The following is a 24,229-nucleotide window of genomic DNA, read 5'->3' on the forward strand; positions in this document are numbered from 1 at the left end:
GCTGCGACTCCGTGCGCCGGTGACTGTTGTCGGTTCGAGGTTTCCGCCAGTTCTACCAAGCCGCGGTGACATCGAACCCGGGTGGGCGGCGGCGACGCGCGGCGCGCACACGACGACGGTGGTCCGCGCCCGCGAACCACGGGTTCCGCGCCGCGAATTGTCGTACCCGCGCGCTAGTTTCGAATCGAGCCCGTGAAGGGGCCGGATTCGTCGAGGGATGGGTTTCTCATGTTCCGTCAGGGAGATGTGCTGATCGTGCCGGTGGCCGAGGCGTCGGTTCCGGCGTATGCGCAGGACGCGCCCGGCCTGCAACGTGATTCGCGCGGCCGGATGGTGCTGGCGCTGGGCGAGGTCACCGGCCACGCGCACGCGCTGTCGGCCCCCGGCCGGCTGGTGCGCACGAGCGGGCAGACCCTGCTGCATCTCCCCGAGGGCGGACGGCTCGTCCACGAGGAGCACGCCGCCATCGCCCTGCCTCAGGGCTGGTATCGCATTGTGCGGCAACGGGAGTACACGCCCGGTGCGGTGCGCATCGTCGCCGACTGAGCTACCCGCGTCGAATCGTTCGAACTCCAGCTACCCAGGGGATTTCCTATGCAGCAAACCGACGACTGGCGCGCGGTCGCGGCGTGTACCGAACCTGCCGACCGGGCTGCCGCCGAGGCGGCGGTCCGAATCGCCTACCGCAGCGCGGGGCTGGCCGAACCGGCTCTGATCTGCTGGGCGGATTCTCCGCTCGCCGGCCTGAACACCGTTCGGGCGCTGGAGAATCCGGGGGCCTCGGTACGGGAGCAGGTGCGCACGCTGCCGTGGGCGCGGGAGCGGCGGCGGGTGCACGAGGCGCTGGGGGCGGACAGCTGGAACGAGCTGTGGCAGGCCACCGGCGCACAGCTCTGGGAGGTCACCCGCACGCTCACCGATCGTATTCGGTCCGGCGTCGTCGAGGCGGTACTCGGCCCGGAACCGATCGAAACCGATTCCGGGCGAAGGAATTTCGGCCGGGGTACGAGGGGGAACGAGGAGCGCCGGGAGCGGGCGGCCGCTGAGGCGGAGATTCGCGGGGTGCTGCTCGACGCGGTGCACGGACAGCATGACGCGCCCTGGCTGGCGGCCTTCGACGGCACCGGTGACAGGCTGGCCGGATTGGCGGGGGTCGCGCGGCATGCCGGATGGTGGTGGCCGTTCGAGAACGCGGTCGTGCTGACCGAGCGGCCGCTGCGGTTGGCACGGGACGAGGCCGGTCGGCTGCACAGCGGCGACGGGCCTGCGCTGGTGTATCCGGACGGGTTCGCGCTGTACGCCTGGGGCGGGATGCCGGTGCCCGCCGATTTCCTCGACGGCCTGAACACGCTGACGCCGGAGCGTATTCGCGCCGAGGAGAACGCCGAGCTGCGCCGCGTCATGCTCGAGCACTTCGGGTACGACCGGTACCTGGCGGAGTCGAACGCACAGCCGGTGCATCGCGACGAAACCGGAATCCTCTGGCGCATAGCGCTTCCCGACGACGAGGACGTCGCCATGGTCGAGGTGGTGAACTCGACGGCGGAACCGGACGGCACCTATCGCACCTACTGGCTGCGGGTGCCGCCCCGAACCCGGACCGCCCGGGAGGGTGTGGCCTGGACCTTCGGGCTGACCGCCGACGAATACGACCCCCTGCGGCAGACCTAGCCGCCCCCGGTGGCGGCGTGGTGCTTCTACACTGGGCAGCGTGCAATTTCGACGGCTGATCGCCCTGTCCACATTCGCGCTTCTGGTCCCGGCCGGGGTTACCGCGTGCACGGCCGAGGGGCCGGGTAGCAAGTCCGAGTGCGATGTCACCGGGTGCACCATCACCTTCGATCGCGGGGTGAACGCGCAGGCCAGCGTGCTGGGGATCCAGGCGGAACTGGTTGCGGTGAACGGGAACAATGTCACCTTGAAGGTGGGCGGGCAGGAGATCGTCGTGCCGGTGGGCGAGACCCAGCCGACCGATGGGCTCAGTGTCGGGGTGCAGCAGGTGACTCAGGACAATGTCGTGGTGCGGATCGCTACGGGGATTCAGACGAACAACTAGGCCGGGAAACCCGGTCATTCGGCAGAGGCGAGGGTGCGGGGTCGGTTCGTAGCGTCGATGCCATGAACGCGACGACATACTCAGCTGCGGTGATCGAATGGCTGCGGGGTTCCGCGCAGCCGCTGTCGGGGACTCGGGCCGGTGCCGTGGGGGACCTCACGCCGCCGGACCTCACGCCGCCGGACCTCACGCCACCGGACCTCGCGCCGCTGGGTCGTGCGCTCGGGGCGGCGAGCGTGGTGGGCCTCGGGGAGTCCACCCGGTTCTCCGCGGAGACCTTCGGGGTGCGGGAGCGGATCTTCCGGATACTGGTGTCGGAGTACGGGTTCCGGGCGCTGGCGCTGCAGGACGGGGCACGGTCCGGTGAACGCATGGATCGGTATGTCCTGGGTGGTCCGGGGACGGCCGAGGAGGCGCTCGGGCAGGCGTGGCGGCCCTGGCGGACGGCGGAGCTGGCCGGGGCGTTGGAGTGGATCCGGGCATTCAATCGGGAGCATCCGGGGGATCCGGTGCGGGTGTTCGGAATTCAGCCGCCGCATGCCGAACCCTCCGATTACGATGCGGTTCTCGAGTACGTGCGGCAGGTCGCCCCGGACCGGGTGGCCGACCTGGACGCTCATCTCGCGCCGATCCGCACGGCGCATCGCATGGACGAGCATGTGCAGCGGCATCAGGGCATCCATCCGGGGCGTCCGTTCGCCGCGCACGCTCGTGACGCCGTGGCGCTGATCCAGTCCCTGCCCGAGTCACCGGAACGCGCGGCCGCGCTGGACCGTGCCCGGCTGATCCTGGCCTTCCACGAGCAGAGCGTGGCCGGGCGTGGCAGCTTCGCGATGGATGAGAGTGCGCAAGCGCGCCGGATCATCGACCGGTACGAGCGCACGGGGGCGCGCATCGCCTACTGGGACGGCATCGCGCATACGGCGGCGCTCGGCAGCGATGTGCACGGTGTCCGCGCCCTGGGTCTGGGCGGCTATCTGCGGGAGCGGTTCGGAGCGGACTACGTCTCCGTCGCGATCGGTTTCCACCACGGCGATCTGGGTCTGGCCGTGGCTCCGGACCCGGCTCCGGAGCTGCTCGACGCCCTGCTGGGTGCGGTGGACCTGCCCGCCTACACGGTGGATCTGCGTGCTCCGGCGGCCGAATCCGTACGGGCCTGGCTGGACGCGCCGGCGGAGCTGCGCGTGATCAGCGGCGTCTACGATCCGGCGCAGGACGAGGCGGCGCGCATGACGGTCCCCGCCCTCGCGGCCGCGTTCGATGTGCTCGTCCACATCCGCGAGGCCACGCCCGTCGACTGGTTGCCGGTCGAACAGTGACGGCCGAATGCTCAGCGGGCGGCCGCGACGCGCCGCACGACGGGCCGCCAGGATTCGAGGGACCGCACGCTGAGGCCGACGACCTTGCCCGCGTCGTCCGCCCGGCGCAGTTCGAGGGCGGCCTGGAAATCCGGGTCGGATTCGAAGGCGGCGACTTCGCCGGGTGTCATGGGGCCGCCCTGGGCGAGCAGGGTGCGCCGACTCGACGGCGACAGCGCGTGACCCGAATCCACGGCGGCCAGATAGCGTTTCGCCGTCACATGCAGTTCGATCAGGCGGGCCACACGGGGACCGAGCAGCGTGCGGACCGCCGCCGCGCCATGGCGGCCGTGGCCGGCGTCGTCGCCGGGGACGAGATGGTGGCCGATATCGTGCACCAGACCCGCGACCTGGAGTTCCTCATCGTCGGGAAAGCGCTGCCGCAGCAGTTCGGCGCATTGGCGATCGTGGTCGAGGATGTCGACGGGGTCGCCGCTGCGGTCGGGCATATCCCAGACGTCCGCGGTGTCGGCCAGCAGTGCCATGAGTTCGTCGACTGTCGAGACCACCTTCATGAGCAACACCCTGGCGAATCCGCGTGAACTCGGCGTGACGGCGACGGAAACACTGTCCCGCTCCCCAGCCGTGAAAGACTGAGCCGCAATCGCTCTCATCCTCCGCTCTTTCCGGTTATGGTCGAACGCGATCTTCACAGCGGGAGGGAGCCCGGCAGCATGGGCAGATTCATCAAGAGTTTCGGCTGGGACGTGTCCGCGCCACTGGGCCCGGAATCGTTGACCTGGAAGCATTTCGGCGATATCCGCTCCATGCTGATCCTCGGCCGCGCCGGAACCCTGCAGAACATGCACCCGGTGCTGGATCAGGCGCTGCGCGAGCATTCCAATTTCTTCACCGATCCGATGGACCGCTTCGACCGCTCCATCAAACCCATCCACGCCATGATCTACGAGCCCCGGCCCGCCGAGAACGCCGCCACCGTGCGCGATTTCCACAAGCCCATCAAGGGCGTCGACGAGCACGGCGAGCGCTATCACGCCCTGGACCCGGACGTGTTCTGGTGGACGCACGTCACCTTCTACGAGTCGATCATCGCCACCCAGGAGTTCTTCGGCACCCCGCTCACCGAGACCGAGAAACGGCAACTGGTGGCCGAGGGCCTGACCTGGTGGCGGCTCTACGGCATGAGCGAGCGCCCGGCCTTCGGCGACCATGACAGCTATGAGCGCTACTGGCGGCACATGTGGGACGAGGTGCTGGGCGGCAATCACACCACCGACTTCGCCGCGAACATCCATCGCGCGAAAGTGCCCGCGCCGCCGGGTGTTCCGGAGGCGGTGTGGCGCGCCGCGCGCTTCCCGGTGATGAGCATCGGAGTATGGATCTCCAATGCCACCATGCCGCCCGAGGCCCGGAAACTGCTGGGCTGGAAGTGGACTCGCGCCGATCAGCTGGCCTTCGAGGTCTTCCGGCGCGCGGTGCGCGCGACCTGGGAGCTGGCGCCGCGCCGCCTGCGGTACCTGCCCGATTCATGGGCGGGCATGCAGCGCCACCGCATCGACCCCACGGCCTATCGGGAATCCGTCGCCGGCTGAATCCAGGGTGCGCGGCTGACCGCCGATCCACCTCCGATCACTACAATGGCAAACCATTAGCAATCTGAGTGAACGGCGTCCTCGACGCGCACCGGAGGCATGGTGAACCACGGAGTGGGCCAGATACTCAGCCATGCCGTCGGCGTGGCCATCAGTCCGGTCGCGGTCATCGCGGTGGTGCTGATCCTGGCCGCACCGCGGGGGCGCGCCAATGCGCTGGCCTTCGCCCTCGGCTGGATCCTGGCCGTCAGCGGTGCGCTGGCCCTGCTGGTGCTGCTGGGCGACGAGGCCGGAGCGCACCGCGACGGGCACACCGCCGGCTGGGTGCCGTGGTTCCGGGTGGTGCTGGGAATTCTGCTGCTACTCCTGGCATTTCGGCAGCTGCGCCTGCACAACACCCTGGAGACGGGCAGCTATCCGCTGCCCGAGCGGCTGCGGCAGCTCGACGAGTTCACCCCCGGGCGCTGTATCGCGCTGGGCGTGCTGCTGGCCCTGAGCAATCCCAAGAACGTCACCCAGCTCGCGACGGGCGCGATCAACGTGGCCGTGGACAGTCCCGGCGCCACGGCGCGCGTGGTGACGGCCCTCGTCTTCATCGTGATCGCGTCGCTGTGCGTGCTGGTACCGCTGGGTGTGCATGTCTTCGGCGGGAAGACCGCCAACGCCCGGCTGGAACACTGGCGGGAATGGACCGTCCGCAATCATGCGGCGATCATGGCAGTGCTGTTCCTGCTGCTCGGCACGAAGACGCTCGGCGACGGCATCAGCGGACTGGTGTGAGCGCCGGACAGCGCCGAGGCCCGAAACAGGCATCGGCACTGTCGTTTTCCGCTCAGTGCACGCGAATCACGGTGTGACGACGGCGAAATCGGGATCGGGCTCGTCGAGTACGCCGACCAGCCGCGTGAGACGGCTGGCATCACCCGCGATGGCGATCGCACCCGACTGCACCGCCGCCGTGAAGTCCCCGCCCGCGAGCAGCGTCGAGATGAGCACGGGCCGGGTCAGGGTGAAAGTGACATCGGCGGGCGGCAGCTTGTCGCCCTCGATCCGGTCGTAGTGCACCAGGAGGCCGTTGCGCAGTTCCAGCCGATGCAGGCGGCCCTCATCGGTGAAACGCCAATCGGATACGCCCTTCTCGCTCCACGCCTTCGGGCCGTCGATGCGCAGCGCGATGGCGTCGAACACCTGCTCCACCGTCAGCGCCGCCAGCATGCTCGGCGAGCTCGCCTTGGTGGGCGTGCCCACACTGCCGTTGCGCAGCTCGTAGGCGCCCATCAGGAAGACATTGCGCCACGGCCCGTTCTCCGCTCCGTAGCCCAGCTGTTCGTAGGTGCTGGCCAGCAGGGTTTTCGCGGCCTCGTTCGAGGGGTCGGCGAAGATCACGTAGTTCAGCACCTGCGCGACCCAGCGGTAGTCGGCGTTGTCGTAGGAGACCCGGGCCTTGCGCAGCACCTCGTCCGCGCCGCCCATGAATTCCACGTGCCGCCTGGCGGATTCGACCGGCGGGTGCTCCCACAGGTGCGCGGGGTTGCCGTCGTACCAGCCCATATAGCGCTGGTAGATGGCCTTCACATTGTGCGAGACCGAGCCGTAGTAGCCGCGCGCGTGCCAGGCGTTCTCGATGGCCGGGGGCAGTTCGAATTCCTCCGCGATCTCCGCGCCCACCAGGCCCTGGTTCAGTTTGCGCAGGGTCTGATCGTGCAGGTAGCCGTACAGGTCGCGCTGGATCGACAGGTATTCGATGAGCCTGGCCTGCTCCCAGGTCGGCCAGTGGTGCGAGGCGAACACGACATCGGAGTCGTAGCAGAACAGGTTGATGGCCTCGGTGATGTACTTGGCCCACACATGCGGGTCGCGCACCAGCGCGCCGCGCAGGGTCAGCAGGTTGTGCAGGGTGTGGGTGGCGTTCTCGGCCATGCAGAGCGCGCGGAGATCGGGGAAGTGGAAGTTCATCTCCGCGGGCGCTTCGGTGCCGGGGGTGATCTGGAAGACGATGCGGACACCGTCGATCGTCTCCTCCTGCCCGGTGTGGGCGATGTCCAGAGTGGGGGCGATGAGGGTGACGGTGCCGGTGGAGGTGGTCTGGCCGAGGCCGGAGCCGACGCCGCCCTGGGGTCCGCGCGGCAGGGCGGCGCCGTACATGTAGGCGCCGCGGCGGGCCATGGCCGTTCCGGCGTAGATGTTCTCGGCGACGGCGTGCTCGAGGAATCCCGCGGGCGCGAGGACGGGGCAGCGACCGGATTCGGCGTCCTCGACGGTGGTGACGCCCATGGCGCCGCCGAAGTGGTCGACGTGGGAATGCGTGTAGATCAGGCCGGTGACCGGGCGGTCGCCGCGGTGCGCGCGGTAGAGGGCCAGGCCCGCGGCGGCGGTTTCGGCGGAGATGAGCGGGTCGATGACGATGACGCCGGATGTGCCTTCGACCAGGGTCATATTCGACAGGTCCAGGCCGCGGATCTGATAGATGCCCTCGGTGACCTGGTAGAGGCCCTGGCGGATGTTCAGCCCGGACATGCGCCACAGGCTCGGGTTGACGGTGGAGGGGCAGGTGCCCTGCAGGAAATCGTAGGAGTCGTTGTCCCACACGATATTTCCGTCGGCGTCATGGACGACGCCCGGTGTCAGCGCCGCGATGAATCCACGGTCGGCGTCCTCCTGGTCGGTGATGTCGTCGAACGGCAGTTCGGACGCCACCCGCAGCTGTGCCTCGACTATGGCTGCACTCGGTTCTGCCACCTGGCTCATCGTTCCTCCTGTCCGGACGGATCAACTCAGCTACTCACCGGCAACAAACATGCTTGCACGGTTCAGCCGACGATTCACGAACTGAAACGCAGGAGAAACGGCCGCAGCGCCCGAGCGCGCTGCGTACGACTGTCACGACCAGTCGGTCGGCTACAGCTCTTCGGTGGGTGGAAGTACAGGCAGGACAGGGTCTTCCAGATCTTCCAGCGCCGCCAGCTGGAGGTGGACGAAAGCGGCTACACGATGCCGGGTCGAAGCCGGGAAACCTTCGAGATCCGCTGCGGTGAGAACTTTTTCAGCGGACGGATAGCTTTGGAGCTCGTCGGGATCGGGTACCTCACCGACGAGTTCGAGATGGGGCCGCGGGCTGGTCGGACCGTCGGGCTCGTCCGGGTCTGCCGCGGCGACAGCGGTTCGCGCCATGGTGTGACCATAACCCGTCACCGGGCCGCCCGGGAGCCGTTGGCGCACTTGGGCCTTCATTACACCATGCGTATTTTGCGGCGAAGTCGGGTGGGTCACATCCCACGGCGCTCGTCAGGCGGGGCGGCGGGCGATGGTGTAGAGGTCACGCGCCGGGCCGGTGGGCCGCTGCCCCTTGGGCCAGACCGCGCGCAGGGAACGATCGAGGTCGAGGCCGGTGACAGCGGGCGAGACCAGCGTGCCGTCGGACAATTCCCCAGCTACGGCCAGTGAACTCAGCACCGCCGGAGCAATTCCGTCGGCCACCGCGGTCTTGATGGCGGTGGTCGAGGACAGCTCCAGGACGACCGCGGGTTTCCAGTCCGGAATCCCCCGAACCATGGCTTTCTCGAACGAAATTCGCGTGCCGGAGCCCGCCTCGCGAGAGATGAGCGGCGTATCGGCGAGTTCGGCCGCGGCGATTTCCGACCGTCTGGCCCACTTATGCCCCGGCCCGACGACCACCAGCAAACGGTCCCGCGCCACCACATGGCTCTCCAGGTCGCGTGGCACCTCCGGGCTCTCCACGAACCCGATCCCGGCCCTGCCCTCCAGCACGGCCCGCCCCACCTCCGCGGAATTGCCGGACACCAGCGCGATCGAGGTGTCGGGCATACGGGCGCGCAGGGCCATCAGCCACTTCGGGAACAGATATTCGGCGATGGTCTGGCTGGCCGCCACCCGCAGCCGGGAGTCCCGCTGCGCACGCAGGGTGTCGATCCCCGCGTCCAGCCGAGCCGCCGCCTCCACCACGTCCCGCGCCCACTCCGCGATCAGCGACCCCGCCGCGGTGGGCCGCGATCCCAGCGTCGTCCGCTCCAGCACCGGCACACCGACCAGTTGCTCCAGATACCGGATCCGCGAGCTGGCCGACGGCTGACTGATGCCGTGCGCCTGGGCCGCCCGCCCCAGACTGCCCAGTTCGATCACCGACAGCAGCAGGTCGAGCGCACCCAGATCCGGAACCCGCGGTGACAGTGGCATAGGCCGAGTCTATGTGGGGTCAGCGGCGGAACTCCTCCACGGGCTGGAATTCGGCTTCGCGGTCGCCCACCTCGTTGCGATACCAGTGCTCGCGGCGGTAGCGCTGGACCCGGTCCGCGACCTGGTCGAGGCCGGGGACCACCCGGCGCAGGGTTTCCGCGCCGAAGACCACGGGGGCCTGCGCCAGGGGGTGCAGGATCCAGGGGAAGCGGTTCGGCATGCGGTGCCGGGCATAGGTCTTCGGGGGGAGCCAGAAGCCGGTGTAGCCGATCTGGATGCGGTAGTTGAATTCGTCGCGAATTCGCTTGGGCCAGGCGGAATCCGGCTTGGGAGCGAAGGCCGGGAGGTAGGACTCCACGAGCTCCTCGCCGTCGGCGCCCGCGGTGTTCGCGCGTTTGACGAAGGCGGCGAACATGAGCTGGACGGCTTCCCGGAAATCACGCGGGTACCAGGCGGGCTGGACGCCGAGCAGGTGACCTACGTAGCGCCAGAAGTGCAGCGTCGCTTCGATTTCCCGCGTGGTGGTCTGGTGGCCGACGCTCCAGAGCGCGAGGCCGGGGACGACGCTGCCGCCCATGAGGGTCAGGGTGGCGTCGCCGACGCTGATGGGCACGCCCCAGGCGTCGTGATCCCATTCGGGGCGCTGCATGAGCTTGCGGCGGATGAAGACGTGCATGATGCGCACCCGCATGGCGGTCTGCCGGCCGCGCGCGCCCGGGTCCAGGCCGCCGGGATCGGAGACGTCGATCCAGAAGCGCACGGTTTCCAGCTGCCGCTTGTGCGCCTTGTCCCCGGCGTAGCCGCCCGCGTAGGACAGCGGCTTGGCGATCGAACTCTCGGAATACATTTCCAGGGTGCTGGTGGTGGCGAAGCTGAAAACCGAGGTGCCCCAGCGTCGGAACACCTTCGCGCCCTGGGCCACGAGGTCGGTGTCCAGCCACTCCGGCGCGGTCTCGAATTCCTCGAACAGCCGCAGCAGCGACGGCGGCGCGTCGGGCACCGAGTCCACCCCGTGGGCGAGGGCACGATCCAGCATGGCCCGCCCGGCTTTCGGGCCGATCTCGCCGAGGTACACCTCGTCGACGAAGGCCTCGGCCACCGGATCGGCCTGGTAGTAGGCGGCTGCGAAGGATTCCACCAGTTCCGGTGCGGGCTGCGGATCGAAGCCGAAGACCAGCCGGGCCGCCCGGCGCGCGCGCTGCACGCCCGGATTCCGGATCCTGTCCCAGTAGCGGAACTCGGTCGGAATCTTGCCTGCCGCGGCCGTTTCCAGCGTCGCGGGCGCCTTGCCACTCATATCTGCGCAGCCTAGGCGAACTCCGGCAATTTTGGCAGTGCTTCTTGCCAGATTCTCCGAGCGGCCATTAGCGCTAGTCCGAAAGTGGTAGCCGGGCATGTGCCGACGGCAGATGGATCGCGCGCGCGGAACCGGCATCGTCGAATGCGATATGAGCGATCCGAGCGCCGGACCGAAGGCGCGCAAGCAGAACGAGGTGATCGGAATGATCCAGGCGCGCGGCCTCACCAAGCGCTACGGCGACGTCTCCGCCGTCGACAACCTGTCCTTCGATGTGTCGCCGGGCCTGGTCACCGGCTTCCTCGGCCCCAATGGTTCGGGCAAGTCCACCACCATGCGGCTGATGCTCGGCCTCGACCACGGCGGCGGCCGGACGGTGTTCGACGGCCACACCTACGGCGAACTCACCGATCCGCTGCGCTCGGTCGGGGTCATGCTGGACGCCCGCGCCGTGCACCCCCAGCGCACCGCGCGCGGTCACCTGCGCATGGTGGCCTCCGGCGCGGGCATCGCCCACCGCCGCGTGGACGAGGTCCTCGACATCGTCGGCCTGACCTCCGCGGCCGGTAAGCGCGCGGGCGGTTTCAGTCTCGGCATGCAGCAGCGACTGGGCCTGGCCACCGCGCTGCTGGGCGATCCGGCCACCATCATCCTCGACGAGCCCGCCAACGGCCTCGATCCCGAAGGCGTGCGCTGGCTGCGCGACACCCTCAAACTGCTGGCGCAGCAGGGTCGCACCATCCTGGTCTCCTCGCACCTGCTCAATGAGATGGCGCACCTGGCCGATTCGCTCATCGTCATCGGGGCGGGGCGGCTGATCGCCGCCGAATCGGTGCGCGAGTTCGTGAACCGCAATACCGCGCCGCGCATCGTGGCCCGGGTGGACCGGCCGCGTGACCTCGCGGACGCGCTGGCCCGCAATGGCTTCCGGGTGCGGATCGCCGACGACGGCGCGGTGCTGGTGGAGGGCCGCGACCGGCAGGCGGTGGCCGCCGTCGCTCTCCACGCGGGCCTACTGATCACCGAACTCGCCCAGGAGCAGCACAGCCTGGAGGACGCGTTCTTCCACGCCACCGCCGACGCCGCGCAGTATCGCGGCCACGTCGCCGCGTGACCCGGCCCCGACACGGAAGGAATTCGACTCATGGGCAACGCCATTCGCTACGAACTCACCCGGCTGCGCACGGTGCGCTCCACCTGGGTGCTGCTGGGCTGCGGACTCCTGATGCAGGCGCTGATCGCCTGGATCGCCGCGAGCAAAACCGATCTCACGCCGCGCGAGCAGTTCGTGATGGCCTTCAGCGGGCTGCCGCTGATCCTGGTGTCGCTGTTCAGCACGGCGGTCGCGGTGAACGCGTTCGGGCACGAATACCGTTACGGCACCATCACCACCACCATGCTCACACTTCGCAAACCGGGCAGGGTGTTGGCCGCCAAGGCGATCACGTGCGGACTGCTGGCCGCACTCACCGGAGCCGCGACGGTGGGCGTCACGCTGGCCGTGCAGGCCGCCGTCTCCTCGGTGCCCACCGAAACGTGGCGCATCGCACAGATTCTCGGCGCGGTGACGCTGTACTCCACGCTGGCCGCCCTGGTCGGTCTCGGCATCGCGGCGATCACCCGCAATGCCACCCTCGCCATGGTCGCCGCGGTGGGATTGCCCACGGTGGTGGAGATGTCGGGCCTGCTGGCGGGTGTCAGCGCGAAGGTGATGCCGTTCACGGCGGCGGCCACGCTGGTGCGCCCGTACGAGGGTGATCCGGCGCTGATGGCGCTGCCACTGCTCGCACTTGCCATCGGGTTGCTAACAATTGGGGGCGCAATGCTTGTACGCCGTGACGTGTGACGATGCTCGCGCGACTAAAGTAGCCAGGGTGAGCAGGCAACGAGTACGCGGGGCGTTACTCGATGCTGTGCTGGCCCTGGCCTTCGGCGCGCTGGCCCTGGAACAGGTGACCACCTCCCCCATCGGAATCCTGCCCGCCGCAGCGGGTCCGCCGATCGCGGTGCTGTCCGGGCTGGCGCTGCTGGCCCGGCGCCGCGCGCCGATCCCGGTGCTCGCCGTCTGCCTGCTCTCCGATATCGCCGTCGGCACGAATATGCCGACGGCGCTGGCGCTCTACACCGTGACCGCCGCCTACGGGAACACCCGGCGCACCTGGGTCTGGGTGGTCGTGGCGATGGCCGTGGGCGCGGTTCCGTGGGGCGTGTGGTCGCTGTTCCAGTTCTCCAGCACGCTGCCGATCGCCCTGCTGTTCTACGCGGTTCCGGCGCTGCTGGGCCTGTGGGTCGGGCAACGCCGCCTGGTCCTGGAGGGGTTGCGCGAGCGCGCCGAGGCGGCCGAGCGGGAACGCGATCTGCGGGCCGCCGCCGCCGTGGAGGCCGAACGCATGCGCATCGCCCGGGAGATGCACGATATTGTGGCGCACCGCATCTCACAGGTGACCGTGCTGGCGGGCGCGCTGGAGGTGTCCTCGGAGGGCAAACCCGCCGAGATCGCGGGCACCATCCGCGACACCGGCACCCTCGCCCTCACCGAGATGCGGGAGCTGCTGGGCGTGCTGCGCACCGACGCGCCGCTGCGGCCCGCCCCCGATCTGCGGGCCGTCGGCGAGCTCGTCGAGGAGGCGGTCGCCGCCGGACAGCGAGTGGAACTCGTTGCGCCCGAACAGCTTCCGGAGGTGCCGGGTCAGGTCGGGCGGGCCGCCTACCGGCTGATCCAGGAGGCGCTCACCAATGCCGCCAAACATGCCGCGGGAGCCGTGGTGCGGGTGGCCATCACGGTGAGCGACGGGCTGCGGATCGATGTGCGCAACGGCGCGGGGGAACCCACGGCGCTGGCCGCGCAGGGCTCCGGATTCGGTTTGATCGGGATGCGTGATCGCGTCGAACTGGCGGGTGGCACACTCCATTCCGGTCCCCTGGCCGCGGGCGGGTTCACCGTCCACGCGAACTTTCCCCTGGAACATCACGAATAATCCCTACGAGAGGAGTGCACATGACATCAGGAGATTCCGCACGGTCGGCGACCGGGGGTCTCAACGCCGGTGCGGCACACCGCGCCTGCGATCTCACCTCGCGGCGCTCCGGGGGTCTGGTTGTGCGCGCACGGATTCCGGCCGGGCAGGGTGACCTGCCCGCCGGAAATCAGGCCCCGGTCCCCGGTTTCGTTGTTCACGTACGTATTCCGGCCGAGCGTCGGCGGGCTCTGGAAAGCGCTGCCACGCGGGCTGTTTCGTGATCCGGGTGGTGCTGCTCGACGACGAGGAACTGGTCCGGTCGGGCATCGCCATGATCCTGGAGGCGGGCGGCGGCATCGAGGTCGTCGCCCAGGACGGTGACGGCCGCGGCATCGTGGAGCTGGTGCAGCGGCACCGGCCCGATGTGGTGGTCACCGATATCCGCATGCCGCAGGTGGACGGACTGGAGGTGACGCGGCGGGTGCGCGCACTGCCCGATCCGCCCGCGGTCGTCGTGCTGACCACCTTCGGGCTGGACGAATACGTCTACGCCGCATTGGAAGCCGGGGCCGCCGGATTCCTGCTCAAGGACACGCCGCCGCGCGAACTCGCGCACGGCGTGCAGGTGGTCGCGCGCGGGGACGCCATTCTCGCGCCCGAGGTCACCAAACGCATGCTCACCGCCTTCGCGACCGGCTCCCAGCAGCCCGAGGCCAAAGCGCAACTCGCGCAGCTCACCGACCGCGAGCACGAGGTCGCTCTCACGGTCGCCACCGGCGCGGGCAACGCCGAGATCGCCCGCACCCTGCACATGAGCGAATCCACGGTGAAGGTGCACATCAGCCGCATCATCGCCAAACTCGGCCTGGAGAACCGCACGCAGATCGCGATTCTCGTGCACCGCGCCGGACTGGCCTGAGCTCACCCCGGCTGGAATCCGCGCCCGTCATCCCAGGGTGCGGCTCCGCGAGGGGCGATCAGCTGCTGGAGGTGCGACCGGCGAAGGGGATGGCGGCCGGGTGTTCCAGGCGGCGGTGCGGGTGCTGCCACAGGCCCTTTCGCGCCAGGATCGGCAGGACGCCCTCGCCGAACCAGTACGCCTCCTCGAGGTGCGGGTAGCCGGAGAGCACGAAGTGCGAGATACCGACGCGGGAGTATTCGATGAGGCGCTCGGCCACCTCCGCGTGCGAGCCGACCAGGGCGGTGCCCGCGCCGCCGCGCACCAGGCCGACACCCGCCCACAGGTTGGGGGCGATTTCCAGGCGGTCGGTACTGCCGTTGTGCAGTTCGCTCATCCGGCGCTGGCCCTCGGATTCGCTGTGCGCGAGGGCGGATTGGACGCGCTCGATATCGGCGGGGTCGATGCCCGCCAGGAGTTTGTCGGCGACCGCCCACGCCTCCTCGGAGGTGTCGCGGGAGATCACATGGATGCGCAGGCCGTAGCTGAGCCTGCGACCGTTGTCGACGGCGAGACCGCGGATCCACTCCAGTTTGCGGCTCACCGCGAGCACCGGTTCGCCCCAGGTCAGGTAGGTGTCGGCATACTTCGCGGCGACCGGGCCGGCCGGGCCGGAGGAACCGCCGAAGAACACCGGCGGAATCGGATCCGGATGATTGGACAGCAGCGCGTTCTCCACGCGAATGTGCTCACCCGCGAAGCTGATCGGCTCGTGCGAACCCCACAGCGACTTGACCACGTGCAGGAACTCACCGGTGCGGGCATAGCGCTGCTCCTTGTCGGCGAAATCGCCGAAGGCGCGCTGTTCGATGGGCTCGCCGCCGGTCACCACATTGATGAGCAGCCGGCCCTTCGAATGCCGCTGGAAGGTGCCCGCCATCTGCGCGGCCAGGGTCGGGCTCAGCAGACCGGGGCGCAGGGCCACCAGGTATTTCAGCGTCTCGGTGGTCTCCACCAGCATGGCGGTGGTGAGCCAGGCGTCCTCGCACCAGGAACCGGTCGGCGTGAGCACGGCCTCGAAACCATTGGTCTCGGCCGCGTCCGCGATCTGGTTCAAATAGTGCAGGGTCGCGGGCCGGTCGCCGCGCATGGGCGTACCGTGGCCGCCCGCGACCAGGCCGCGGGAGTCTCCGGAGGTGGGCAGGAACCAGTGGAAGGACAGACTCACCCGGCCGAGAATGCCCCGCGCGGCGCGGTGCGTCACCGGTTGCAATCCCCGTGATTCTGGGTGCGGCGAATCCGTGAACTGCCACAATGGATCCGCGACGAGGAGCCGAGGAAGCGATGACGAGTCCGCATCACCCGCTCACCGTCGGATCGACCTTCGGGCCGTACCGGCTGGATCGGTTGATCGGACGCGGGGGCATGGGCGAGGTGTATCAGGCCTACGACACGGTGAAGGACCGGACCGTGGCCATCAAGGTGCTGCCAGAACGACTCGCCCAGGACCCCGTGTACCGGCAACGCTTTCAACGCGAATCCCGCACGGCCGCACGACTGCGCGAAGCCCACGTGATCCCCATCCACGACTACGGCGAGATCGACGGACGCCTGTTCATCGATATGCGACTCGTCGACGGGGAGAGTCTGCGGGAACTGCTCGACAGCCGGGGGCCGGGAGCGCCGGACCGCACGGTCACGCTGATCGAGCAGGTGGCCGCGGCCCTGGACGCCGCACACGCCGACGGGCTGCTGCACCGGGATGTCAAGCCCGACAACATCCTGCTCTCCCGCGACGGGTTCGCCTATCTGGTGGATTTCGGTATCGCGCAATCGAGTACGGACACCAGTCTCACCAGCGACGGTTCGGCGGTCGGCTCCTACCGGTACATGGCCCCGGAACGGTTCTCCTCCCGCGACTTCGGCCCCGCCTCCGACGTGTACGGACTGGCCTGCGTGCTGTACGAATCCCTCACGGGCAGCCGGCCTTTCACCGCCGACACCGACGGCCAGATCATGCGGGCGCACCTGTTCGACCCGCCACCCCGGCCCAGCCTGGTGCGCACCATGCTGCCCGCGGCCTTCGACGCCGTCATCGCGCGCGGCATGGCCAAGAATCCGAACGAGCGCTACCGCAGCGCCGGTGAACTGGCCGCCGCCGCCCGCGCGGCGCTCACCGGCAGGCAGGACGACGCCACCGTGGCGACATCAGCCACGAACAGTGCACGGGCACAGCCGAATCCGGACTCCGACACCACCGTGTCCACGGTCGTCCCGACGCACTCCACCGGCGGTCCGGCGGGGCCGCCCACAGGTCCGACGGGACCGGCCGGGTCCGCCGCGCCACCCCGGCGCGGTCGGCTGCGCCGGGTCGCCGCACTGCTCACAGCGCTCGTGATGGTCGCCGCCGCAGTGGCTTTCGCCGGATGGGCGAAATTCGTGGGCAGCCGCACCGACGGTGTCGCCGTGGCCGGGGCGGACGCGCTCGGACCGGCCGAGGTCGAACTGCTGTCGGTCGTCGGCGCGCTCGGGTACGGGCGGTCGAACTGCTATCGCGACACCGGTGATCCCTCCGTCGTGGCGCTGTTCGCGTGCACACCGAATCCGGCGGCGTCCGCGCCCACCGCGCGGTTCTTCCGCTTCCGCAGCGCGGACGCGCTGAGCACCTATTACAAGGCGGTGGTGCTCGAGGGCCTGGACGGCGCGGCCTGCACCGGCGACCCCGCGGGCAGTGACGGGCCCTCGATCGTCGACGGAAAGACCGTGGGCCGCAAGAGTTGCGTCGAGAACAAGGTGGAGACGCCCGCCGCCCCCAAACCCACCCTGGTCCTGACCAATGACGCCGCCTTGGCCATGGTGCTCTACATCTGGGCCGATCCCAGTGAGAAGCCGCTGCGCGACTACCGCGCGAAGATCAACGGCGGCCAGTTCCGCACCGCGGAGAACGCCCAGGATCCCGACGAGAAGACCGTCGCCGACCGAGAACTGCTGGCGCACACCGGCGATGACTTCCGCCAGGGCAACTGCCGCCATGTCGACCCGCCCGGCAGCTCCGTCACCGCCGCCCTGGACTGCGCGACCGCGCTGGGCAAACCCGCGGTCAGCTGGATGAGTTTCGCCGAACGACGCCTCGCGAACACCCTCTACCAGGGAAATCTCTCGCAGTTCAACGGCCGTGGCTGTGGCGGCGGCGCGGGTTCGGACGCGGTGTGGCGCAAGACCAGCGGGGTGGCGGGCCGCTACTTCTGCTTCGACAGCACCGTGTCCGGCAGTACCGCGGTGGTCTGCCTGATGGCGGTGCACGACGAATTCATGCTGGTGCTCATCACCTGCACCGCACCGTCCGACAGTCCGGAGGGCGGGCCGAAAACCGAAGCGGAGCTGAACACGTACTTCCTGAAGGACTTCGGCTAGAGGGTCGTTAACGGTGGCCGCGCGCGCCGCAATGGAAGCAATGTGGCGCACCGTTGACCTCGCCACGATGGGATCCGTGCCGAGGAGCCGAGGGGCCACATGATCAGTCCGCAACACCCGCTGACCGTCGGGACGCTGTTCGGGCCGTACCGCCTCGACCGGTTGATCGGTCGCGGGGGCATGGGTGAGGTGTATCAGGCCTACGACACGGTGAAGGACCGGACCGTGGCCATCAAGGTGCTGCCAGAACGACTCGCCCAGGACCCCGTGTACCGGCAGCGATTCCAGCGCGAATCCCGCACGGCCGCACGACTGCGTGAAGCCCACGTGATCCCCATCCACGACTACGGCGAGATCGACGGACGCCTGTTCATCGATATGCGACTCGTCGACGGCGACAGCCTGCGCGCCCTGCTGCGGCGCTTCGGCCCCGGTGCACCGGACCGGGCCGTGCTGCTCATCGAGCAGGTGGCGGCGGCGCTCGACGCCGCACACGCGGACGGGCTGCTGCACCGGGATGTCAAGCCCGACAATATTCTGCTGACCCAGGACGGCTTCGCCTACCTGGTGGATTTCGGCATCGCCCAGTCGGCGACCGACGAATCCCTCACCAGCGACGGCTCGGCCGTCGGGTCGTTCGTCTACATGGCTCCGGAGCGCTTCTCCTCCCGCGATTTCGGCCCCGCCTCCGATGTCTACGCGCTGGCCTGCGTGCTCTACGAATCCCTGACCGGCACACGACCTTTCACCGGCGAGACGGACGCCCAGATGATGCGCGCCCACCTCTTCGATCCCCCGCCCAGCCCCAGCCGGGTCCGGCCCGGCGTCTCGGCGGCCTTCGATCAGGTGGTGGCCCGGGGTCTGGCCAAGAACCCGAACGAGCGCTACCGCACCGCGGGTGAGCTGGCCGCCGCCGCCCGTGCGGCGCTGACCCGCCTGCACACCGATCCCACTGTCGCGGAATCACACTCCATGCCCACCGAACCGGTGCGCACACCCGCCCCACGGGAACCGTCGCGCCCGGACATCCCGCTCGCGGACACCGGGCAGCGCGGCAGGCCGGGCCGGCTGCGGGGCGCGCTCGCCGTCCTGCTGACCCTCGGCATGGTCGCCGCCGCAACCGGTTTCGCGGCCTGGGCGTGGGGGCAGCGGGTGACCGCAGGCACGGCCGTCGGCGACGCGGAGGCCCTGCGCGGCGCGGATATCGACCTGCTGTCCCTGCTCCCGTCCTTCGGCTACAAGCGCAACAACTGCCTGCACGTCGACCCCGACGCCACCACCGTCGCGGTGATCAACTGCGCCGAGAACCCCGCCACCGACGAGCCGCTGGCCAGCTTCCGCAAGTTCAAGACCGCCGAGGACCTGAAGGATTTCTACGACGTCTTCGTACTCGGCTCCTTCAAGACCGACGGCTGCGGCGTCGACGCCACCGCTCGCGACATCCCCTCCAGGCTCGACGGCGTCGAGGTCGGGCGTATGGCCTGCTACGACGACGCCACCATCGACCCGTCCGCGCCGATGCCCACCCTGGTGGTCACCAACAACGAACTCGCCACCATCGGCATGTACTTCTTCGACTCCCCCGGCCGGAAAGCCGTGCGCGACTATGTCGCCAAGGTCGACGGCGCGCAGTTCCGGGCGCAGAAGGTGGCCCAGGATCCCGACGTCTTCACCGACGCGGACCGCGCCGTCCTGGCCCAGCTGAACGGAAACTACAACTCCCGCAACTGCATTCACGTGAGTCCGGTGGCGGGCACCTTCGTCAGCTCCTCACTGGCCTGCGGCAACAGCATGGGCAATCCGATCGTGTCGTTCCTCGGCTACGCCGACCAGAGCGACGCCTCGAGCGCCTACCAGGCCCAGGTCGCCCAGGCTCCCGGCCGGGTCTGCGGCGGCGGCACCGGCTCGGACACGGTGTGGCGTCGCGGCGGAGAGACGGTGGGCCGCTTCACCTGCTACACCAACAATGCCGTCACCCCGGCGCGCACCTGCGTCATGGCCGTGCACGACGAACACCACCTGGCGGTCCTGGTCTGCACCATGCCCGCCGAATACCCCGAACCCGGCCCGAAGTCGGAGTCCGAACTGCTCAGCTGGTTCCAGCAGAACTTCGGGTGAGATGGGTAGCGCCGGGTTCCCTCCGCAGCTGGGAACCCGGCGCCGGTCGGCCCCCGGTGTGGGCGGTGGCCGACAATCGTGGGAGGTCAGTGCGTATCGCGCACGACCTCGACGGCCTGGGTGAGAATGGCCAGGCCGTGGGTGATCTCCTCGTCGGTGACGGTGAGCGGGGGCATGAGTTTCACGACTTCGTCTCGGGTTCCGGAGGTTTCGACCAGCAGGCCCAGTTCGAAGGCGGTGCGGCAGACCTTGGCGGCCTGCGAGGCGTCGTCGAAGACCAGACCCTGGACCAGGCCCCGGCCCCGGGTGGTGATGCCGGGCAGGGTGGCGGTGAAGTCGGCCAGGTGGCGGGCGATGCGATCGCCCTTGGCGAGGGTGGCGGCCTCGAGGCGGCCGTCGGACCAGTAGTGGCGCAGCGCCACCTCGGCGGTGACGAAGGCGGCGTTGTTGCCGCGGAAGGTGCCGTTGTGCTCGCCGGGCGCCCACAGGTCGAGTTCGCGGCGCATGAGCACCAGGGCCATCGGGAGGCCGTAGCCGCCAATGGATTTCGAGAGGGTGACGATATCGGGGGTGATGCCGGCGACCTCGAAGGAGAAGAACGGGCCGGTGCGGCCGCAGCCCATCTGGACATCGTCGACGATGAGCAGGATGCCGCGATCGGCGCACAGCGTGGACAGTTCGCGCAGCCATTCGGGGCGGGCGACGTTCACACCGCCCTCACCCTGCACGGTTTCGACGATGACGGCGGCGGGGCGGTCCAGGCCCGAGGAGCTGTCGTCCAGGGCCCGGCGCATCCACGAAAGGTCGTCGGCGGCGGAGACTTCGGGGCCGCCGAGGTAGCCGTCGTAGGGCATGGGGGTGGCGTGCACGAGCGGGACGCCGGCGCCGGCGCGCTTCGCGGCATTGCCGGTGACCGAGAGCGCGCCGAGGGTCATGCCGTGGAAGGCGTTGGTGAAGTTCAGGACGGCGGTGCGGCCGGTGACCTTGCGGGCCAGCTTGAGCGCGGCCTCCACGGCGTTCGCACCGGTCGGTCCGGGGAACTGCACCTTGTAGTCGAGTCCGCGCGGCGTCAGCACCACATCGCGGACGGTTTCCAGCAGGCGGCGTTTGGCCACGGTGGACATGTCCAGGCCGTGGGTGATGCCGTCGCCGGTGAGGTAGTCGAGCAGGGCCTGTTTGAGTACGGGGTTGTTGTGCCCGTAGTTGAGCGCGCCCGCGCCCGCGAAGAAGTCGAGGTAATCCTTGCCGGTTTCGTCGGTCAGCCACGCGCCGCGGGCGGTGTCGAAGACGGTGGGCCAGGACCGGCAGTAGCCGCGCACATTGGATTCGAAAGCTTCGAATACCGTGGTCTCGGCGATGGTCATGCGGTGTTCCTAGCGTAGCGGGCAAGTGAAACGAGACCGTTTCTATCATTGCCGAGTCTGCTCCGGGGTCGTTTTCGCGATTTTCGCGATATCGGAGCAGCCCTGCTCCCCCCGGCCGGAAGAGAAGGCCCTCATCGCACAAGAGCCCAAGAGAGCGTAACGCCGAAACCGCGCTGGGAAAACGCTTTTCACCGCATCGCGAGTATTCGTTTGCCGCACCCGCGCCGCGCACGTAGGGTCAATCTCTTGTGCGCGCCGACATGGGGGTTTATTGGCAGCTGGCCAAGGCGGGGTTCCGGAGACAGTCCACCTACCGCTTGGCCATGGTCGCGGGCCTGATCACCAATCTGGTCTTCGGCTTCGTGCGCGCCGCCGTCCTCACCTCCGCGGTCGAGGCCAACCCCGGCTTCGGCGGCTACGACCGCGGCACCATCGGCGCCTACACCTGGCTCTCCCAGGGACTGCTCGGCGCCATCGCCTTCTGGGCACTGCCCGAGATCGTCGAACGCATCCGCACCGGCGACGTGGCCGTGGACTTCCTACGGCCCATCGACCCCCAGTTCGCCCATCTGGCCGAATATCTCGGCCGCGCCACCTGCACACTGATTCCGCGCGGCCTGCCCAGCGTCGCCGTCGGGGCGCTCACCTTCGGGCTCGTCATCCCGAACACGCCCTGGCCCTATCTGCTCGGCGCGTTCAGCCTCATGCTGGCCATCGCCATCTCGTTCCTGTCCATGTTCACCGTCTGCCTCGCGGGCTTCTGGCTCATCGAGACCCGCGGACTGCGCGCACTGCACATGATCCTCGGCACCTTCCTGGCCGGACTGTTCGCGCCGGTGCACCTGTTCCCGGACTGGCTGAAGGCCATCGCCTACGCCACCCCGTTCCCGTCCATGCTGCAGTGGCCGATCGATGTGCTCTCCGGCCGCACCGTCGGGACAGCGGCGGTGCAAGTCGTTGCGGTGCAATGCTTCTGGCTGATCGCACTCACCGTCATCGGCCAGCTGGTACTGCGCGCGGGCCGTCGCAAACTGGAGGTGCAGGGTGGCTGACGCACGACCCTCCGCACTCGCGCCCTACCGCGCGGTACTCGCCTCCCGGCTGCGCGCCCAGCGCGCCTACCCGCTGTCCTTCGCCACCGATGTACTCAGCGCCTTCCTCATCGGACTGCTGGAATTCGCCGAGATGTGGGTGATCTTCAGCAATGTGCCGCAACTCGGCGGCCTCGACCTGGACGGCATGCTGCTGCTCTACGGGCTGAGCAATACGTCCTTCGCCATCGCCGACATGCTCGTCGGGCACGCCGACACCCTGCCGACCTACATCCGGATGGGCAAGCTGGATGCCTTCTACCTGCGCCCCCAACCCCTGCTGCTGCAGCTCATGACCAGCGATATCGCGCTACGCCGGGTGGCCCGCATCGCCGTGGCGGCCACCGTGCTGGGGCTCGGCATGGCACGCAACGACATCGACTGGAGCGCGGGCAATCTCGCGCTGTTCGCCCTCACGCTGCTGTCCGGGATCGCCATCTTCGCCGGTCTGTTCATCTGCGCGGCGGGGGTGCAGTTCTTCCTCATCGACGGATCCGAGATGACCAATGCCTTCACCTACGGCGGGTCCTACGCGTCCATGCAACCCACCTCGGTCTTCCCCACCCCGATGAAGCTCATCTTCGGATTCCTGATTCCGGTCGCCTTCACCTCCTATCTGCCCAGCATCGAATTACTCGGCATACCCGGGCCGGCACTGCTGCCGGGCTGGCTGGCCTGGGCCTCGCCGCTGGCGGCGCTGTGGGTGTGGGTGGCGGCGCTGTGCGCATGGCGGATCGGCACCAGGCACTATCAAGGAGGCGGCGGATGATCGGTAGGGACGCGGTTGTCGATATCCAGGGGCTGACACGGACATTCGTGCTCAACCGCAAGGACGGACGATGGCGGCGGCGACGCGAGCTGCTGACCGCGGTGGACGATATGACCTTCCGCATCGAGCGCGGCGCGGCCGTCGGATATATCGGAGCCAACGGCGCGGGCAAGTCCACCACCATCAAGATGATCACCGGAATCCTGGTGCCCAGCGCGGGATCCCTGCGCACCTGCGGCCTGGACCCGGTGCGGCAGCGACGTGACCTGGCCGGGCGGATCGGCGTGGTGTTCGGGCAGCGGTCGCAGCTGTGGTGGGATCTGCCGCTACGCGAATCGTTTTCGATTCTGGCCGCCATTCACCGGCTGCCCCCGGACGCGGCGACCCGGCGCACGGACGAACTGGTCGAACAGCTGGAAATGGGCGGCACCCTGGACACCCCGGTGCGGCAGCTCTCGCTCGGGCAGCGCATGCGCGCGGAAGTGGCCGCGGCCCTGCTGCATTCACCCGAGCTGGTGATCCTGGACGAGCCGACAATCGGGCTGGACGTGCTGTCCAAACAGCGATTGCGGGAATTCCTGCGACACGAGCGCACCGAACGCGGCACCACCCTGCTGCTCACCACCCACGATATGGGCGATATCGAGCGGCTGTGCGAACGCGTACTGGTGGTGGACCACGGGCGGCTGGTGTACGACGGTTCGCTCACCGGCCTGGCCGCCACCGTGGGCGAATATCGGGTGCTGACCGTCGATCTCGCCGAACCCACCCCCGACCTCACCGACCTGCCGGGGGCGAAACTGCTCGGCAGCGAAGGCGCGGGCATGCGGCAGCGCCTCGCCTTCGATACCGAGATCACCACGGCCGCACAGCTTCTCGCCGCCGTGTCGGCGCGCGCGGAGGTGCGGGACCTGTCCATCGAGGAACCCGATATCGAAGACGTGGTGCGACGCATCTACGAGACCGCCGCCAATCCACTGCGCTGACCCGGCGGCGAATTGGCGGTCCGCGCCGTTTGTTCATCGCATTGTTTCCAATATGTCCCGATGATCACATCCAGAACTCACCCGGCGTGAGCACATTTGTAATAGCGCATGCGGCAAGGAGTTCCACGGACCACAACATTCGGCTTCGAATTGCGGACCACCCCAACCTGT

At 68.8% G+C, this 24,229-nt stretch carries 23 protein-coding genes; 16 read left to right on the forward strand and 7 right to left on the reverse strand.

Annotation, left to right across the window (positions count from 1 at the left end; genetic code table 11):
- The first annotated feature begins 228 nt into the window (after positions 1-228).
- The 4 genes from JK358_RS29965 (at position 229) to JK358_RS29980 (ending at position 3,375) form a co-directional block, all read left to right on the forward strand.
- Positions 229-546 (forward strand): DUF8820 family protein, encoded by a 318-nt coding sequence (locus tag JK358_RS29965; RefSeq protein ID WP_201954261.1) that lies wholly within the window; start codon positions 229-231, stop codon positions 544-546.
- Positions 547-594: 48 nt separating this feature from the next.
- Positions 595-1,671, forward strand: a complete 1,077-nt coding sequence (locus JK358_RS29970) for a DUF6745 domain-containing protein (protein ID WP_201954262.1) — start codon at positions 595-597, stop codon at positions 1,669-1,671.
- A gap of 40 nt (positions 1,672-1,711) precedes the next feature.
- Positions 1,712-2,056 carry a hypothetical protein gene (locus tag JK358_RS29975; protein WP_201954264.1) on the forward strand — a complete coding sequence of 115 codons (345 nt, stop codon included), beginning with the start codon at positions 1,712-1,714 and terminating at the stop codon, positions 2,054-2,056.
- 62 nt (positions 2,057-2,118) lie between these two features.
- Positions 2,119-3,375 carry an erythromycin esterase family protein gene (locus JK358_RS29980; protein ID WP_201954266.1) on the forward strand — a complete coding sequence of 419 codons (1,257 nt, stop codon included), beginning with the start codon at positions 2,119-2,121 and terminating at the stop codon, positions 3,373-3,375.
- Between the two features lie 11 nt (positions 3,376-3,386).
- Here JK358_RS29980 and JK358_RS29985 read toward each other — a convergent pair whose 3' ends face one another.
- On the reverse strand, positions 3,387-3,929 hold the full coding sequence (locus JK358_RS29985) for an HD domain-containing protein (protein WP_201954268.1): 543 nt from the start codon (positions 3,927-3,929) through the stop codon (positions 3,387-3,389).
- Positions 3,930-4,088: 159 nt separating this feature from the next.
- Between JK358_RS29985 and JK358_RS29990 the strand changes: the two genes are divergently transcribed.
- Together JK358_RS29990 and JK358_RS29995 are read left to right on the forward strand one after the other, a co-directional pair.
- A complete protein-coding gene (locus tag JK358_RS29990) occupies positions 4,089-4,967 on the forward strand; it encodes an oxygenase MpaB family protein (RefSeq protein WP_232852112.1) in 879 nt (292 codons plus the stop codon).
- A gap of 99 nt (positions 4,968-5,066) precedes the next feature.
- The gene (locus JK358_RS29995; protein WP_232852113.1) at positions 5,067-5,747 is read left to right on the forward strand and encodes a GAP family protein; all 681 of its coding nucleotides are present in this window, start codon (positions 5,067-5,069) and stop codon (positions 5,745-5,747) included.
- A gap of 66 nt (positions 5,748-5,813) precedes the next feature.
- Here JK358_RS29995 and JK358_RS30000 read toward each other — a convergent pair whose 3' ends face one another.
- From JK358_RS30000 to JK358_RS30015, 4 genes are all read right to left on the reverse strand, one after another.
- Entirely contained in the window at positions 5,814-7,715 is a 1,902-nt protein-coding gene (locus JK358_RS30000) for an alkyl/aryl-sulfatase (protein ID WP_201954274.1), read from the reverse strand.
- A 150-nt stretch (positions 7,716-7,865) separates the two neighbouring features.
- The gene (locus tag JK358_RS30005) at positions 7,866-8,138 is read right to left on the reverse strand and encodes a hypothetical protein (protein ID WP_201954279.1); all 273 of its coding nucleotides are present in this window, start codon (positions 8,136-8,138) and stop codon (positions 7,866-7,868) included.
- A 114-nt stretch (positions 8,139-8,252) separates the two neighbouring features.
- On the reverse strand, positions 8,253-9,161 hold the full coding sequence (locus JK358_RS30010; protein ID WP_201954281.1) for a LysR family transcriptional regulator: 909 nt from the start codon (positions 9,159-9,161) through the stop codon (positions 8,253-8,255).
- A gap of 19 nt (positions 9,162-9,180) precedes the next feature.
- Positions 9,181-10,458, reverse strand: coding sequence for an oxygenase MpaB family protein (locus JK358_RS30015; RefSeq protein ID WP_201954283.1), 1,278 nt, complete (start codon positions 10,456-10,458; stop codon positions 9,181-9,183).
- Positions 10,459-10,570: 112 nt separating this feature from the next.
- Here JK358_RS30015 and JK358_RS30020 point away from each other — a divergent pair, with 112 nt between their 5' ends.
- From JK358_RS30020 to JK358_RS30040, 5 genes are read left to right on the forward strand one after another with little or no spacing between them, the layout of a single operon-like run.
- Complete coding sequence (locus tag JK358_RS30020; protein ID WP_307817800.1) at positions 10,571-11,572, forward strand: ATP-binding cassette domain-containing protein; 1,002 nt, start codon at positions 10,571-10,573, stop codon at positions 11,570-11,572.
- A gap of 30 nt (positions 11,573-11,602) precedes the next feature.
- Positions 11,603-12,304 carry an ABC transporter permease gene (locus JK358_RS30025; RefSeq protein WP_201954285.1) on the forward strand — a complete coding sequence of 234 codons (702 nt, stop codon included), beginning with the start codon at positions 11,603-11,605 and terminating at the stop codon, positions 12,302-12,304.
- A 28-nt stretch (positions 12,305-12,332) separates the two neighbouring features.
- Entirely contained in the window at positions 12,333-13,436 is a 1,104-nt protein-coding gene (locus JK358_RS40480; protein WP_201954288.1) for a sensor histidine kinase, read from the forward strand.
- Between the two features lie 20 nt (positions 13,437-13,456).
- Complete coding sequence (locus JK358_RS30035; protein WP_201954291.1) at positions 13,457-13,699, forward strand: hypothetical protein; 243 nt, start codon at positions 13,457-13,459, stop codon at positions 13,697-13,699.
- Positions 13,696-14,337 (forward strand): response regulator, encoded by a 642-nt coding sequence (locus JK358_RS30040; protein ID WP_201954293.1) that lies wholly within the window; start codon positions 13,696-13,698, stop codon positions 14,335-14,337. Before JK358_RS30035 ends, JK358_RS30040 begins: the two co-directional genes overlap by 4 nt.
- Before the next feature lie 58 nt (positions 14,338-14,395).
- On the opposite strand, the gene JK358_RS30045 is transcribed toward JK358_RS30040, so the two are convergent.
- Positions 14,396-15,544 carry an LLM class flavin-dependent oxidoreductase gene (locus JK358_RS30045; RefSeq protein ID WP_201954451.1) on the reverse strand — a complete coding sequence of 383 codons (1,149 nt, stop codon included), beginning with the start codon at positions 15,542-15,544 and terminating at the stop codon, positions 14,396-14,398.
- A 116-nt stretch (positions 15,545-15,660) separates the two neighbouring features.
- Between JK358_RS30045 and JK358_RS30050 the strand changes: the two genes are divergently transcribed.
- Both JK358_RS30050 and JK358_RS40155 read left to right on the forward strand, forming a co-directional pair.
- Positions 15,661-17,730 (forward strand): serine/threonine-protein kinase, encoded by a 2,070-nt coding sequence (locus JK358_RS30050; protein WP_201954295.1) that lies wholly within the window; start codon positions 15,661-15,663, stop codon positions 17,728-17,730.
- A 99-nt stretch (positions 17,731-17,829) separates the two neighbouring features.
- Entirely contained in the window at positions 17,830-19,848 is a 2,019-nt protein-coding gene (locus JK358_RS40155) for a serine/threonine-protein kinase (protein ID WP_201954297.1), read from the forward strand.
- An 86-nt stretch (positions 19,849-19,934) separates the two neighbouring features.
- Here JK358_RS40155 and ectB read toward each other — a convergent pair whose 3' ends face one another.
- The gene (gene ectB, locus JK358_RS30060; protein ID WP_201954299.1) at positions 19,935-21,212 is read right to left on the reverse strand and encodes a diaminobutyrate--2-oxoglutarate transaminase; all 1,278 of its coding nucleotides are present in this window, start codon (positions 21,210-21,212) and stop codon (positions 19,935-19,937) included.
- 248 nt (positions 21,213-21,460) lie between these two features.
- On the opposite strand from ectB, the gene JK358_RS30065 reads away from it, so the two are divergent.
- Genes JK358_RS30065 through JK358_RS30075 form a run of 3 tightly spaced genes read left to right on the forward strand, consistent with a single transcriptional unit; the run spans position 21,461 to position 24,058 of the window.
- A complete protein-coding gene (locus tag JK358_RS30065; protein ID WP_307817801.1) occupies positions 21,461-22,264 on the forward strand; it encodes an ABC transporter permease in 804 nt (267 codons plus the stop codon).
- Positions 22,257-23,072: an ABC transporter permease gene (locus tag JK358_RS30070; protein WP_201954301.1), complete on the forward strand. Its 816-nt coding sequence runs from the start codon at positions 22,257-22,259 to the stop codon at positions 23,070-23,072. Before JK358_RS30065 ends, JK358_RS30070 begins: the two co-directional genes overlap by 8 nt.
- Positions 23,069-24,058, forward strand: coding sequence for an ABC transporter ATP-binding protein (locus JK358_RS30075; protein ID WP_201954303.1), 990 nt, complete (start codon positions 23,069-23,071; stop codon positions 24,056-24,058). The genes JK358_RS30070 and JK358_RS30075 overlap by 4 nt, the downstream gene beginning before the upstream one ends.
- The last annotated feature ends 171 nt before the right edge of the window (positions 24,059-24,229 follow it).

It is taken from the genome of Nocardia acididurans, from assembly GCF_016741815.1.
Lineage (GTDB): Bacteria > Actinomycetota > Actinomycetes > Mycobacteriales > Mycobacteriaceae > Nocardia > Nocardia acididurans.